At 52.5% G+C, this 13558-nt stretch carries 12 protein-coding genes; 5 read left to right on the top strand and 7 right to left on the bottom strand.

The window, feature by feature from the left end:
- Positions 1-13 precede the first annotated feature (13 nt).
- The 6 genes from aroK to pilM form a co-directional block, all read right to left on the bottom strand.
- The gene (gene aroK, locus PMPD1_RS01610) at positions 14-535 is read right to left on the bottom strand and encodes a shikimate kinase AroK (RefSeq protein ID WP_173632418.1); all 522 of its coding nucleotides are present in this window, start codon (positions 533-535) and stop codon (positions 14-16) included.
- Positions 536-928: 393 nt separating this feature from the next.
- Positions 929-2182, bottom strand: a complete 1254-nt coding sequence (gene hofQ, locus PMPD1_RS01605; RefSeq protein ID WP_435529705.1) for a DNA uptake porin HofQ — start codon at positions 2180-2182, stop codon at positions 929-931.
- A complete protein-coding gene (locus PMPD1_RS01600; RefSeq protein WP_173632417.1) occupies positions 2118-2510 on the bottom strand; it encodes a HofP DNA utilization family protein in 393 nt (130 codons plus the stop codon). The genes hofQ and PMPD1_RS01600 overlap by 65 nt, the downstream gene beginning before the upstream one ends.
- Entirely contained in the window at positions 2500-2997 is a 498-nt protein-coding gene (locus PMPD1_RS01595) for a HofO family protein (protein WP_173632416.1), read from the bottom strand. The genes PMPD1_RS01600 and PMPD1_RS01595 overlap by 11 nt, the downstream gene beginning before the upstream one ends.
- Complete coding sequence (locus PMPD1_RS01590) at positions 2990-3538, bottom strand: PilN domain-containing protein (RefSeq protein WP_173632415.1); 549 nt, start codon at positions 3536-3538, stop codon at positions 2990-2992. Before PMPD1_RS01590 ends, PMPD1_RS01595 begins: the two co-directional genes overlap by 8 nt.
- Positions 3535-4353, bottom strand: a complete 819-nt coding sequence (gene pilM / locus PMPD1_RS01585) for a pilus assembly protein PilM (RefSeq protein ID WP_173632414.1) — start codon at positions 4351-4353, stop codon at positions 3535-3537. Before pilM ends, PMPD1_RS01590 begins: the two co-directional genes overlap by 4 nt.
- 122 nt (positions 4354-4475) lie before the next feature.
- On the opposite strand from pilM, the gene mrcA reads away from it, so the two are divergent.
- Positions 4476-7031: a peptidoglycan glycosyltransferase/peptidoglycan DD-transpeptidase MrcA gene (mrcA, locus tag PMPD1_RS01580; protein WP_173632413.1), complete on the top strand. Its 2556-nt coding sequence runs from the start codon at positions 4476-4478 to the stop codon at positions 7029-7031.
- A 62-nt stretch (positions 7032-7093) separates the two neighbouring features.
- Here the strand turns inward: mrcA and nudE are convergent, their stop codons facing one another.
- A complete protein-coding gene (gene nudE / locus PMPD1_RS01575; RefSeq protein ID WP_173632412.1) occupies positions 7094-7660 on the bottom strand; it encodes an ADP compounds hydrolase NudE in 567 nt (188 codons plus the stop codon).
- 408 nt (positions 7661-8068) lie between these two features.
- Between nudE and PMPD1_RS01570 the strand changes: the two genes are divergently transcribed.
- The 4 genes from PMPD1_RS01570 to pckA all read left to right on the top strand — a co-directional run bounded on the left by PMPD1_RS01570 (position 8069) and on the right by pckA (position 13554).
- Entirely contained in the window at positions 8069-10207 is a 2139-nt protein-coding gene (locus PMPD1_RS01570; protein WP_173632411.1) for an intracellular growth attenuator family protein, read from the top strand.
- 113 nt (positions 10208-10320) lie between these two features.
- A complete protein-coding gene (hslR, locus tag PMPD1_RS01565; protein WP_173632410.1) occupies positions 10321-10722 on the top strand; it encodes a ribosome-associated heat shock protein Hsp15 in 402 nt (133 codons plus the stop codon).
- Between the two features lie 26 nt (positions 10723-10748).
- Entirely contained in the window at positions 10749-11627 is an 879-nt protein-coding gene (gene hslO / locus PMPD1_RS01560) for an Hsp33 family molecular chaperone HslO (protein ID WP_173632409.1), read from the top strand.
- Positions 11628-11934: 307 nt separating this feature from the next.
- Positions 11935-13554, top strand: coding sequence for a phosphoenolpyruvate carboxykinase (ATP) (gene pckA / locus PMPD1_RS01555; RefSeq protein WP_173632408.1), 1620 nt, complete (start codon positions 11935-11937; stop codon positions 13552-13554).
- Positions 13555-13558: the final 4 nt, after the last annotated feature.

Raw genomic sequence — 13558 nt, 5'->3', positions numbered from 1 at the left:
GCCGCAGGCCGTGTTAATTTTTTTCCAACATGTTAATGATCTGGTTCGCCACGACCTTAGCGCTTTGATCGTCGGTACGAATCGTCACATCGGCGATTTCTTCATACAGCGGGTTACGTTCGCCAGCCAGCGCTTCCAGCACTTCACGCGGCGGTGAATCAACCTGCAGTAAAGGACGTTTTTTATCGCGCTGTGTGCGAGCCAGTTGTTTTTCGATAGTGGTTTCCAGGTAGACCACAACGCCGCGGGCGGAGAGACGGTTACGCGTCTCACGGGATTTCACGGAACCACCACCGGTCGCCAAGACAATGCCCTGCTTCTCGGTGAGTTCGTTGATGATTTTTTCTTCACGATCGCGAAAGCCGGCTTCGCCTTCAACGTCGAACACCCAGCCCACATCCGCTCCGGTACGTCGCTCAATTTCTTGATCGGAATCGTAAAATTCCATATTGAGTTGCTGAGCTAACTGACGACCAATAGTGCTTTTGCCGGCACCCATAGGCCCAACCAGAAAGATATTGCGTTTCTCTGCCATTTTTTCGGTATTACTAAGACATTCGTGGATGATACCCCGCGTTCAGCGCGTTTACGCTGGCGGGACATGAACTGAAACCTCATGAGCGATAGTGCGAGAGTCAGACGAAAAATTATCTCAATACTCAAGGTCGTTTGGCAACCGAATAAATTGCCTGCTCATTGCGCGCCGGCTCCGACGCTTCAGTCCGCTTTATTTTAATGACCGCGCTGCGGCATAAGCTGCGCCTGGACCACGCGATCTAAAACGGTAATCTACTTCAGGTACCAGGCTTCGTGGCCCAAAAGTCAAAATCGCTAAACCTTGTAAGCTAATTCCGCCCTTACGTCAAACGCATATGCGCGCAATCCGTGAAAAAAAGCGTTGTAAAGCCCGATGTGTGTGGAAAAGCGATCAGGGGTCACGAATCAGACGCGGCGTGATAAAGATCACCAGTTCACGCCGTTTTCGCTCATCAATCTGATGCCGAAATAATGCCCCCAGTAACGGAATCTTCCCCAGTAACGGCACCGCATTACGCCCCTGACTTTTCTGTTGCTGAAAAATACCGCCCAACGCCAGCGTTTGACCATCTTTTAAGGTTACCTGGGTATCAATCTCTTGTTTATCAATGGTGAGCACTTCGCTATCGCCATGCCGCAACGTGCGCCCCGGTACATTCTGGCTCAAATGTAACTTCAGTAAGATTCGCCCGTTTGGCTGAACCGATGGCGTAACCTCCATCCCTAACACCGCTTCGCGAAACTCAATACGGGTTGCGCCATTGCTGCCATTCGCCACTTCGTAAGGAATTTCGGTTCCTTGCTTAATGCTGGCGGGTTGTTGATGTGAGGTGAACAAGCGTGGGCTAGCGATAATTTCCACCTGGTCTTCTCGTTCAAGCGCGCTCAGTTCCAGATCGAGTAAGCGACCATCCAGCCGGCCAAGCGTGAACCCAGCGGTCATTGCCGGGTTATTAACCGCCAGATCAACGCCAAAATGCGGATTTCTTAGCGCCTGGTTAATCTGCTCCGCGCCGCCGGTTGCCCAGTTCACGCCCAGCTCGCGCAAATGCTCTTCACCAATGGTCACAATATGTGCCGCCAACTCTACCTGCTCGAGCGGCACATCCAATGCTTTCACCCAACGCGCGACTTCCTCCTGCGCCGCTGACGTGTCTCGTATTAACAAGGCATTAGTACGCGTGTCGACAATGACGCTGCCGCGTGGACTCATTAAATTTTCACGTTCTGCGAGCAGATTTTCACGTATGGCTGCTGCATCGGCGTAGTGCAACACCAGCGTGAGATTACCAAGCGGCTGATTCTGCTGTGCCTTTGCGCGAACATCCTGCTGGCGTTGTTGTTGTTCACGCTGCCAACTGTGTGGAAAAACCATCAATACATTGCCTTCGGTTTCAATCACTAACTGCGACATGCGCGCCACCAGCGTCAACGCCTGACGCCAGGGAACCGCTTGCAAACGCAACGAGAGCCGCCCTTCGACACCGGGCGCTATCACCAGGTTAAGCTGTTGATACTCAGCCAGCGCCTGTAAAACATCAGAGACTGGCGCATTATCGAACGCTAACGAGAGCGGTTGATCATTCTCCCGTGCTACCGCGGGCCATATCAGCCACGCCAACAGAAACACCATCCCTGTCTTCATGCTTCACATCCTGTAGTCGAAGTTGTACCGTCAGCGGCTGACAGCTCTGTTGCGCGATCAGCGTAATGCTGAACGCCTGTACCTGCGTGACGCGCCAAAAAGGAAGTGGAAACGCCCGCCCGGGTGCCCCGACCACCACCTTACCTTCCGGCGACCGGAGCCAGCCTAAAAACCTCTCGCCATTACCGATAATGCCCTGCAAACGCCAGCCATTCAGCGCGGGAACCGTCTGTTGGCAGCGCGCAGTTCTGGGCGGCTCAAACGGATCGCGAGCATCAGCGCCGCCGACTATTAGCATCAACCCACAGCCGAGGAGATTACTCTTCATCGGTAAGACGCAAGGTAAACTGAGCCAGCAACTGGTTACCGCTACGCTGGATTGTGAAATGCGGATAATCCGGCAGCGGCCGCACGCCATGCAGATAGCTAAAAACGCGAATAAGCTGTGCCCAACTGAGCCGTAGCCCCAACATCCCTCCAGCGGCATCAGGCCGCCAGTGCGCCAACTCCCCCCCGCTCTGCGCCAACAGAACGGTGAGCGAAAACCGGTTACTCCTCTCGCTCAACAACATTCGTAAGCGCGTATTCTCTGTCAAAACGTCGTGCAATAAGGGCGGCTGACGTAGCGCCTCAAAACGTATCCGATACGCCTGCGCTAATTGATGTGCTTCCTGGCGTAGTTGTTGCCCTAACTCACGCTGCGGCTGAATCCACAGCCAAAACGTTAGCAACCCGCCGCCGCCAATAAACGCCAACCAAGTAAAACTACGTACCGCGTAGTGCGCCGATAGCCAACGCCTGCGTAACTCATTCATCTTCCTTTTCCCCCTCCAGCATCGCGGTTAAGGTAAAACTCAGCGCCCCGGAAGTGTGTTGCTCAATCGCGCCGCCATTAACGCGGCGAAATAAGCCCAACTCACCAAGCTGCCGAGTCAAGAGCGCAATGTCATCCACTGACAGGCTTAATCCAGCGAAACGCAGTGACGCCGCCGTTTTTTGTAACGCGGTTAGCCACACACTTTGCGGTAACCGTCCCCCCAACCTTTCGACGAAATCTAGCCACGCTTGAGACTGCAGATATTGATGCTGCTTCTGCTGCCACCGCTGGAGTAGCTGTAATTGCTGCTGCAACGCCTCTTGTCGATACCTTGCCGCTTTATCCGCCTGTTGCCGGGCTGCGCCAGCCTCGCTGACAGCCCGTTGCAAGTGATTGTTGGTACTTACCAACACACTAATCCAGAGAATATTTACCGCTAAAGCGATGACCAGCGAGCCTATGATTAACATCCGCCATTGGCGCCACCGCCGCAGTAGCCGTGCCTCACGCCATGGAAGGAGATTGACCCATACCATCATGCGTCCTCCGGCCTGAACGCCAGGCCCATCGCCAATGAAAATACGCCGCTATATACCGGCAACGGCGGCTGCATTAGCTGTAATGCTTCCAGTGGCCGTAACGCATCAACCCCGGCCGGTAAACCAGGCCGGTCGGCGCTGAAATAGATCAGGGAGTGTTTATCTAGATAGCTCGCGCGTAACGCCGAAATATCAGACGCATTGGCGGTTGAGCACCAGCCTGGCGGCTGCGTCGTCGGGTTTTTGCCACACCACAACCAATGGTCGGAAAGCTGATGTACCAGTACCGCGTTAGGCGGTAGCTCCAGTACCTGTGCCAGCGACCACAGCGCCGCTGGGGTGAGTTCAAAAATGTCAGCGCACAGACCTGCCGCGCTCAGGCAGGCTAGCCACTGTGACAGCGTCTCCTTACGCGTGGCGGTGATGTTAATCTCGTCACCCGAGGTAGCACGGTAGTCCAACGCCAGCATTTCAGGCGCAATTGGGAATAGTCGTCTCGCCGCCGCGCTAACATAACGACTACACTCTGGTTCGCGTAATGATGCGGCAGGTAACCTGAATTGACGCTGCAGCACGCCCTGAGGTGGGAACCCGACCCGCAGCGAAAAGTAGCGCGGAAGCTGAGCCCGCCACTGCGACAATAACGCGATCAGTTCCGGCGCACGTTGCAGGATACCGTTGGTTAACGTATCGTCCGGCAACGCATGTTGCCACCAGTGACGCAGTTGCCAACCGTTACGTCGACGTTGGATACCCAGGGCGCAAAGCTGCCCATTTTGGATATCCAGGCCAATTTGCCATGTCTGAAAAGCCATTTTCGCGCGATCTCCATATCGTCGGTTACATAAAAAGGTCGTATCAAAGCGTCAGGCTTGCCTTTATACTACCGCGCGATTGTTTATAAACTGCCCAAACGACATTAAATGGGAAATCTCAGGTGAAGTTCGTAAAGTATTTTTTAATCCTTGCAGTGTGTTGCATCTTGCTGGGAGCCGGCTCGGTTTACGGCCTCTATAAATATGTTGAACCGCAGCTACCCGATGTGAATACGCTGAAAGATGTTCGGCTCCAGACACCAATGCAGATCTACAGTGCGGATGGCGAGCTGATTGCCCAATATGGCGAGAAGCGTCGTATTCCATTGACGCTACAGCAGATCCCGCCCGAGATGGTGAAGGCCTTTATCGCCACCGAAGATAGCCGCTTCTATGAGCATCACGGCGTCGATCCGATTGGTATTTTCCGCGCCGCCAGCGTCGCGCTGGTCTCCGGCCATGCATCGCAGGGCGCCAGTACCATTACGCAACAGTTGGCGCGTAACTTTTTCCTTAGCCCTGAACGCACCCTGATGCGTAAGATTAAGGAAGCTTTTCTGGCGATCCGTATTGAGCAATTGCTCAATAAAGATGAAATTCTTGAACTGTATCTGAATAAAATTTATCTGGGTTACCGCGCTTATGGTGTCGGCGCGGCAGCGCACGTCTACTTTGGTAAAGACGTTAGCCAACTGTCGCTAGGCGAAATGGCCGTCATTGCCGGTTTGCCGAAAGCGCCATCAACCTTTAACCCGTTGTATTCACACGATCGTGCGCTGGCTCGCCGTAATGTGGTGCTGGCGCGTATGTTTGATCAGCATTACATCACACAGCAGCAATACGATCAGGCACGCAACGAACCGCTGGTCGCGGTTTATCACGGCCCGGAAATCGTCTTCTCCGCACCTTATTTAAGTGAAATGGTGCGTCAGGAAATGGTGAAACGCTACGGCGACAATGCCTATACCGATGGCTTCAAAGTCTACACCACCGTGACGCGTAAGCTCCAAACCGCTGCCCAAGATGCGGTGCGCAATAACGTTATTGCTTACGACATGCGCCACGGCTATCGTGGCCCGTCCAACGTGCTGTGGAAAGTGGGTGAAGCAGCGTGGGGACGTAGCGAAATTCTGAAATCGCTGAAAGATTTACCGATCTATGGCCCGTTGTATCCGGCAGTCGTTACGACGGCAAATAACGATGAAGCTACCGCCCTGATGCGCGATGGCAGTACGGTATCCTTGCGAATGGAAGGGATGCGTTGGGCGCGGCCTTATAAGTCCGATACGTTGCAGGGCGTGACGCCGAAAACCGTGACTCAAGTGGTGCAACCCGGCCAGCAAATTTGGGTGCGCCAGGTTGATAACGATTGGTGGCTGGCGCAAGTGCCAGATGTTAACTCGGCGCTGGTTTCACTCGATCCGCATGATGGCGCGGTTCGCGCGCTGGTTGGCGGTTTCGACTTTAATCAAAGTAAATTCAACCGTGCGACGCAGGCGCTGCGCCAGGTGGGCTCCAATATTAAACCCTTCCTGTATACCGCAGCGATGGATCGCGGCCTGACGCTGGCTTCTATCCTGAACGATGTTCCTATTTCACGTTGGGATGCCGGTGCCGGTTCTGACTGGCGACCGAAGAACTCACCGCCGAGTTATGATGGCCCGATTCGTCTCCGCCAGGGGTTAGGTGAGTCGAAAAACGTGGTGATGGTGCGTGCAATGCGCGCAATGGGCGTTGACTATGCGGCAGAGTATCTGCAGCGCTTCGGCTTCCCGGCGCAAAATATTGTGCATACCGAGTCCCTCGCACTGGGTTCGGCCTCGTTCACACCGATGCAGTTAGTGCGCGGTTATGCGGTCATGGCCAACGGCGGTTTCCTGGTCGACCCTTACTTCATTCGTAAGATTGAAGATGAACAGGGTAAAACCGTGTTTGAAGTGAAACCTAAAATCGCCTGCCCGCAGTGCAATTTGCCGGTAATTTATGGCGATACCAAAAAAGCGGTGGCGCTCAGCGAAGATAGCGTGGAAAACGTCGCGGTTTCGCAACAAGGTCCGAATGTAGCAGTACCGCAACCGCAGCTTGAGCAGGTCACCTCTGCACAAGCGCAGCAGGATGGCGAGCAACAGTATGCGCCGCATGTGATCAATACGCCGCTCTCCTTCCTGATTAAAAGCGCGCTTAATTCGAACATATTCGGTGAACCGGGTTGGATGGGTACCGGTTGGCGCGCATCGCGTGATCTAAAACGTAATGATATCGGCGGTAAAACCGGTACCACCAATAGTTCAAAAGATGCCTGGTTCTCGGGTTATGGTCCGGGCGTCGTCACCTCGGTGTGGATTGGCTTCGACGATCATCGCCGTGATTTAGGGCGCACCACCGCCTCCGGTATGATTAAAGATCAGATTTCCGGCTATGAAGGCGGCGCGAAGAGCGCACAGCCAGCCTGGGATGATTATATGAAGAGCGCGCTGGATGGCGTGCCGGTTGAGCCGCTAACGCCGCCGGACGGCGTGGTGACCGTGACCATTGATCGCAGTACCGGTAAGTTAGCCAACGGGGGTGGCAATACCCGGCAAGAGTATTTCATCAATGGTACGCAGCCCACGGAATATTCGGTACACGATGTCGGCACCACCTTGATGGATAACGGCGAAAGTCACGAATTGTTCTGATCTACTGCGCCATTACTAACAAAAAAGGGGCCGCTGGCCCCTTTTCTCATTGCTTACTACGCTCAGTAAACTAAACGCCCCTGCTTCACTAACCACTCCCGCACCAGGAACAGTGCGCTAACGTTACGCGCCTCGCGAAAGTCCGGCTCTTCCAGCAGCGCCAGCAGGTTATCAAGCGGCCAACGCACCTGAGGTAACGGCTCTGGCTCATCACCTTCCAGCGATTCAGGATAAAGCTTCTCCGCCACGACGATATTCATCTTACTGGAGAAGTAAGAAGGCGCCATAGTGAGCTTACTGAGCGATTTCATCTCTTCGGCGCCGAAGCCAATTTCCTCTTTTAGCTCACGGTTTGCCGCTTCAAACACCGTTTCACCCGGGTCGATAAGCCCTTTTGGAAAGCCAAGTTCATAGCTCTCCAGACCAACCGCATACTCCTGGATTAAAATGACCTCATTATCAATAATGGGCACAATCATCACCGCTTCCCGGTCGGAAGGGCGCATGCGTTCATAAACGCGCCTTGCGCCATTACTGAAAGCGAGATCGACCGCTTCAACCGTAAATAGGCGAGACCGCGCGACGGCTTCAACGTTCAGGATGGTGGGTTTCTGTAATTGTCTGGTCATTTTTGCCCCAGGGATTAGCGCGCCAGGTGAATTTACCGTGCCGCCATTGGTTCAAAACGCGGTACACGCGTCCATTGTGCGTCAGGCATAACGGGAATCCAATCATCGCACGTTTTAATTTCAATTTTTATAACAAATGATTGTTAATGCTAAGAAAAAGTTTTAATAAAAAGTCAATATCGCCACTAAAAACCAGGAAAAAACTGATACTTAAATGCGCTTTCGACAGGTAACATTTTGACAGGGCTTGTTATATCGCTATTCTAATTTTATGATTTTGTGCATTATTTTATTTGTCCGGCTGGTTGCCAGTGTTGCCCAACCCCGCCAGAATCAACCATTATATCTAAGATAATTCGGAGTGAGCATCCAAAGTGTCAGCAGTTGTTTGGCTGGAATGAGCAAAGAATGAGCACAATAATCATCATCCTGGTGGTAATACTTGCTTGCTCAATTATTGCAGGCGTTTATTTCTGGTACGCTATGCGGCATCGTCCGCCGTTGGCGAAACCACTGCCGTTTATCAATCCGCCACACCGCAATCTAACGCCGGAAGAACGTATCGCCGTAGAACGTTACGTGGAGTCACTGGCGAAAAAACAGCGCGTGGTGCTGCCAACCGGCACCAGTTCTTCGCCGGAAAAACTGACCCTCACTTCGCAAAGCAATAAAGTTTATCCTGTCACGCGCGCTATTACGCGCTACGGCCTCTCCACCGATGAACCGCAAAAGTGGCGTTACTACCTTGATGCGATAGAGGTCCATCTGCCGCCGCTTTGGGAGCAGTACATTGCGGAAGAAAACTATGTTGAACTGATTAAGACGCAGACCATTCCGTTGGTTATTTCGCTTAACGGTCACTCGCTCCTAAATTATGCCGGTGAGCAATCGGCGTTGCCGCCAGTCGTGCGTCCTATGGCAACCAACGCTTCCATTCGTAAAGAAGAAAGCGAGCATATTGAATTACTTAGCGTACGCAAAGAGTCGCGCGAAGAACATATGTTGTCGCGCTCTGACGGGACGCGAGAAGCCGTTGCCATCAGCAGCGGCTTGCTGCTGTTTTTTATCAGCCTGATTACGCCGATTTTATTGATGCCCTGGCTGGTTGCCGCAGGTATCGCGCTAATCGCCGTCAGCGTGTGGTTCCTCTATCGCCGTCCGGCAGAACGAGAGTTACGCGAAATTCATTGCTTGCGCGGCGCACCAAAACGTTGGGGATTATTTAGTGAGTCAAACCAGGGGCAAATGAGCAATATCTCTTTAGGAATTATTGACTTAATTTACCCTGCTCACTGGCAGCCTTACGTAGCCCATGATCTGGGTCAGATGACCGAGGTGGATATATACCTTAATCGCCATGTAGTTCGTCAAGGGCGTTTCCTTTCACTGCGTGACGAAGTACATAACTTCCCGATTCAGCGCTGGAAAAAGAATATGGTGCTGGCGTGCGGTTCCCTGCTGGTGTTGGTACTGCTGGTCACCTGGATCCCACTGAGTATGCCAATTAAGTTAAGTATGGCGTGGCTGAAAGGCACCGATAGCATCCAGGTCAGCACAGTGGCGGATCTGGAAAAAAACACGCTACACGTTGGTGATAGCCTAAAAGTGACGGGAACCGGTATGTGTTCGATTCCTGCCAACTACCAAAGCAATCGTAGTTATGCTTTCATGCCGTTTGATTGTTCGGCGGTCTATTGGAATAACGCGGCTCCGCTACCTAAACCGCAGTCGGACGTGATTGATAAAGCGGCAGCGTTGTTGACCACCACCAGCCAGCAGTTGCATCCACAAACCAATACCGATCCGAAACTCAACCCGCAATTAGCCACCGCCATTCAAAAATCGGGCATGATTCTGCTGGATGATTTTTCCGATCTGGTGCTAAAGACGCAAGATCTGTGTAGCCAGGATCAAGACTGTGTTCGTTTAAAAAACGCGCTGGTTAATTTGGGTAATGCCAAAGATTGGGAAACCCTGGTACGCCGCGCTGACTCCGGTTCGCTGAATGGGATGAATGTGTTGTTACGTCCGGTTAGCGCTGAAGCGTTAGAGAACCTGGTCACCACCGCCACCTCTTCGTTCTTTTATCGTGAAACACACCGGGCGGCGGAAGCGTTAAACAGCCCACCGCCTGGCGGCTTCCTGATCGTAAGCGATGAAGGGCGCCAGTGGGTCAACCATCCACAACCTACGGTTTCGCTGTTTGATTACAATGCAGTAGACCAATGGCGCGAACTACAACGTCTGTCTGGCATGTTGCTACATACGCCGTTCAGCGCCAGCGGCATTATTACTAATATCAGTACTGATGCTAATGGCACTCAACATATCGCGCTACATAGTGAGCCGGGCGCGCTAACCTTGTGGCGCTATCTGGGCACCACCTTACTGCTGTTACTATTAGGCGTAAGCGTCGTTGTTAATGGTCTGCTCGCGTTAAAACGTATTCATCGTAATCGCACACGAATTATTGAAATACAACAGTATTACGATAAGTGCTTCAACCACTCTTTAACCCCAATACAGGCCGTGCGGCCGCTATTCTGAGACGACGGCATCTTTGTGCTACCCTTTCTTGATTTCTTATTTTCCGCCCATACTTCAGAGTGTCTGAAAAAATATCGGTACACACGCCAGGCGTAAAATATTCAGGAGCCGCGATGAAAGAGAAAACCGCAGAAACCGTACGTCTCGATAAATGGCTGTGGGCTGCGCGTTTCTATAAGACCCGCGCCATCGCGCGTGAAATGATCGAAGGCGGTAAGGTTCACTATAACGGGCAACGTAGCAAACCGAGTAAAACGGTTGAGCTAAATGCTGAGTTGACCTTACGCCAGGGTAACGATGAGCGTACCGTGATTATTTTAGCCATTTCCGAACGGCGTGGGCCGGCGACTGAGGCGCAACAGCTTTATCGTGAAACCGAGCAAAGCGTTGAAAAGCGTGAAAAGGTGGCATTGGCGCGCAAAATGAATGCGTTGAGCATGCCGCACCCGGATCGCCGCCCGGATAAAAAAGAGCGCCGCGACCTGATGAAATTTAAATTGACGGGCGACGAGTAAGTTGTCGTCACACTGAGAGAATAATTATGTCCCATCCAGATCAACTACATCGTTACCTGTTCGAAAACCACGCCGTGCGCGGCGAACTGGTCAACGTCTCCAACACCTGGCGCGAAATGGTTGCCGGGCACGATTATCCACAGCCGGTTCAGCAACTGTTAGGTGAACTGTTAGTGGCAACCAGCCTGCTGACGGCGACATTAAAATTTGATGGCGACATTACCGTGCAGCTCCAGGGCGACGGCGCGCTAAATCTTGCGGTTATCAACGGCAATAATCGGCAAGAGATGCGAGGTGTGGCGCGCACGCAAGGCGATATCGCTCCCGGTAGCAGCCTAAAAGAGATGGTGGGCAATGGCTATTTGGTGATTACCATTACGCCGCAACAAGGGGAGCGTTATCAGGGCGTTGTCGGGCTGGAAGGCGACACACTGGCCGAATGCTTAGAAGATTACTTTATGCGCTCTGAGCAGTTGCCGACGCGTCTGTTTATTCGCACCGGCGAGCATCAGGGGCAATCCGGCGCTGGCGGCTTGCTATTACAGGTTCTGCCTGCGCAAGACGGTAATATTGAAGACTTTAACCATTTGGCGACGCTTTCTGAAACCATCAAAACCGAAGAGTTGATTACGTTGCCAGCCAATGAGGTGTTATGGCGTCTGTATCATCAGGAAGAGGTCACGGTATACGAGCCGCAAAACGTCAATTTTAAATGCAGTTGCTCTCGTGAGCGTTGCGGCGAAGTTCTGAAAACGTTGCCACAGGCGGAAGTCGATCAAATTCTGGTGGAAGATGGTCAGATTGATATGCACTGTGACTACTGCGGCAACCACTATGTGTATGATGCGGTGGACATTGCGGCAATTCGTAACGACTCTACTGACGGTAGCGCCCAGGTTCATTAATCCCCGGCGGAGCGGTATGATTGCCGCTCCGGTTAATTCCTCATCTCACGCTATTCACTGCCGTTTCCCGATCAAAATTGCGATAAATCAATATAAATCGCCTAAGATTGCACTGATTTGCAGCAAAAAATCGTTTCGTCTCTCATTTCTACCGCTCGGTTCTTTTTCTGCCCGCCGACGCGTGTACACTGCGCGCGATTGTGATGCGATTGGATGCGTATTCCTGACACTCGCGCTTCCATTTGCACCCGCGAAGTCGAAGTACTGACACTCTGCAGTACCCAAAACCGCTAAAAGGAGCAGTAATATGCGCGCTAATGGCCTGTCTGCACAGGATCTCGTCGCTTATGGCATCACTGGTACGGTTGAAGTGGTTCATAATCCCGATTATGACACGCTTTTTCAGGAAGAAATCCGGCCCGACCTTGAGGGCTATGAACGCGGTACGCTGACCCAGTCCGGCGCTATCGCCGTCGATACCGGTATTTTTACCGGCCGCTCTCCAAAAGATAAATACATTGTGCGTGATGACGCTACGCGCAACACGTTGTGGTGGAATGACCAGGGTAAAGGCAAAAACGATAATCAGCCGCTTTCACAGGAAACCTGGCAAGCGCTTAAAACACGGGTAACCCGGCAACTCTCCGGCAAACGCCTGTTTGTGGTGGATGCCTGGTGCGGCGCCAACCCTGATAGCCGCCTGAGCGTACGTTTTATTACCGAAGTGGCCTGGCAGGCGCACTTCGTCAAAAATATGTTTATTCGCCCTGATGAAGAGAGCCTCGCCAGCTTCGAACCGGATTTCGTGGTGATGAATGGCGCGAAGTGCACCAATCCAGACTGGCAGCATCAGGGGCTGCATTCTGAGAATTTTGTCGCTTTTAACCTCAGCGAAAAAGTGCAGTTGATTGGTGGGACCTGGTATGGCGGCGAGATGAAAAAAGGGTTATTCGCCATTATGAACTACCTGCTGCCGCTGAAGGGCATTGCCTCCATGCACTGCTCCGCCAACGTTGGGGAACAAGGCGATGTGGCAGTGTTCTTTGGTCTCTCCGGTACCGGTAAAACCACGCTTTCCACCGATCCTAAACGGCAATTGATTGGCGATGATGAGCACGGCTGGGATGATGACGGCGTGTTTAACTTTGAAGGCGGCTGCTATGCGAAGACAATTAAGCTCTCCAGGCAGGCCGAGCCGGAAATTTACCATGCCATTCGCCGTGATGCGCTACTCGAAAATGTGGTGGTGCGCGAGGATGGCAGCATTGATTTCGACGATGGTAGTAAGACGGAGAACACGCGCGTCTCTTATCCGATTTACCACATAGAAAACATTGTTAAGCCGGTTTCTAAAGCCGGGCATGCGCAGAAAGTGATCTTTTTAACTGCCGATGCCTTTGGCGTGTTGCCGCCGGTTTCTCGCCTGAATGCTGAACAGACGCAATATCATTTTCTTTCCGGTTTTACCGCTAAGCTGGCCGGTACCGAGCGCGGTGTGACTGAACCAACGCCAACCTTCTCCGCCTGCTTTGGCGCCGCGTTTTTAACCCTGCATCCAACCCAATATGCGGAAGTGTTGGTGAAGCGTATGCAGGCGGTCAACGCGGAAGCCTATTTAGTGAATACCGGCTGGAATGGCACCGGCAAACGTATTTCGATTAAAGAGACACGCGCGATAATCAATGCGATTTTGAGCGGTGAACTGTCGCAGGCAACAACCCATACCTTGCCGATCTTTAATCTCGAAGTGCCGGTCGCACTGGAAGGCGTAGATGAGCGCATTCTCGATCCACGCACGACCTATGCCGATCCGGCGGTATGGGAGGCGAAAGCGTTGGATTTAGCACAGCGTTTTATTAATAACTTCGATAAATATACCGATACGCCAGCAGGCGCAGCGTTGGTGAAGGCAGGCCCGCAAATATAGGTTT

The organism is Paramixta manurensis, assembly GCF_013285385.1.
Lineage (GTDB): Bacteria > Pseudomonadota > Gammaproteobacteria > Enterobacterales > Enterobacteriaceae > Paramixta > Paramixta manurensis.
The sequence above is the reverse complement of the archived record's forward strand: the minus strand, read 5'-3'. Positions and strand labels throughout refer to the sequence as shown.

Bases quoted from the DNA above. Each gene is read 5' to 3' on its own strand.
- PMPD1_RS01595 (WP_173632416.1), bottom strand. From the start codon at position 2,997: ATGAATGAGTTACGCAGGCGTTGGCTATCGGCGCACTACGCGGTACGT.
- hslR (WP_173632410.1), top strand. From the start codon at position 10,321: ATGAAAGAGAAAACCGCAGAAACCGTACGTCTCGATAAATGGCTGTGG.
- PMPD1_RS01600 (WP_173632417.1), bottom strand. From the start codon at position 2,510: ATGAAGAGTAATCTCCTCGGCTGTGGGTTGATGCTAATAGTCGGCGGC.
- PMPD1_RS01570 (WP_173632411.1), top strand. From the start codon at position 8,069: ATGAGCACAATAATCATCATCCTGGTGGTAATACTTGCTTGCTCAATT.
- nudE (WP_173632412.1), bottom strand. From the start codon at position 7,660: ATGACCAGACAATTACAGAAACCCACCATCCTGAACGTTGAAGCCGTC.
- pckA (WP_173632408.1), top strand. From the start codon at position 11,935: ATGCGCGCTAATGGCCTGTCTGCACAGGATCTCGTCGCTTATGGCATC.
- pilM (WP_173632414.1), bottom strand. From the start codon at position 4,353: ATGGCTTTTCAGACATGGCAAATTGGCCTGGATATCCAAAATGGGCAG.
- hslO (WP_173632409.1), top strand. From the start codon at position 10,749: ATGTCCCATCCAGATCAACTACATCGTTACCTGTTCGAAAACCACGCC.
- PMPD1_RS01590 (WP_173632415.1), bottom strand. From the start codon at position 3,538: ATGATGGTATGGGTCAATCTCCTTCCATGGCGTGAGGCACGGCTACTG.
- hofQ (WP_435529705.1), bottom strand. From the start codon at position 2,182: ATGAAGACAGGGATGGTGTTTCTGTTGGCGTGGCTGATATGGCCCGCG.
- aroK (WP_173632418.1), bottom strand. From the start codon at position 535: ATGGCAGAGAAACGCAATATCTTTCTGGTTGGGCCTATGGGTGCCGGC.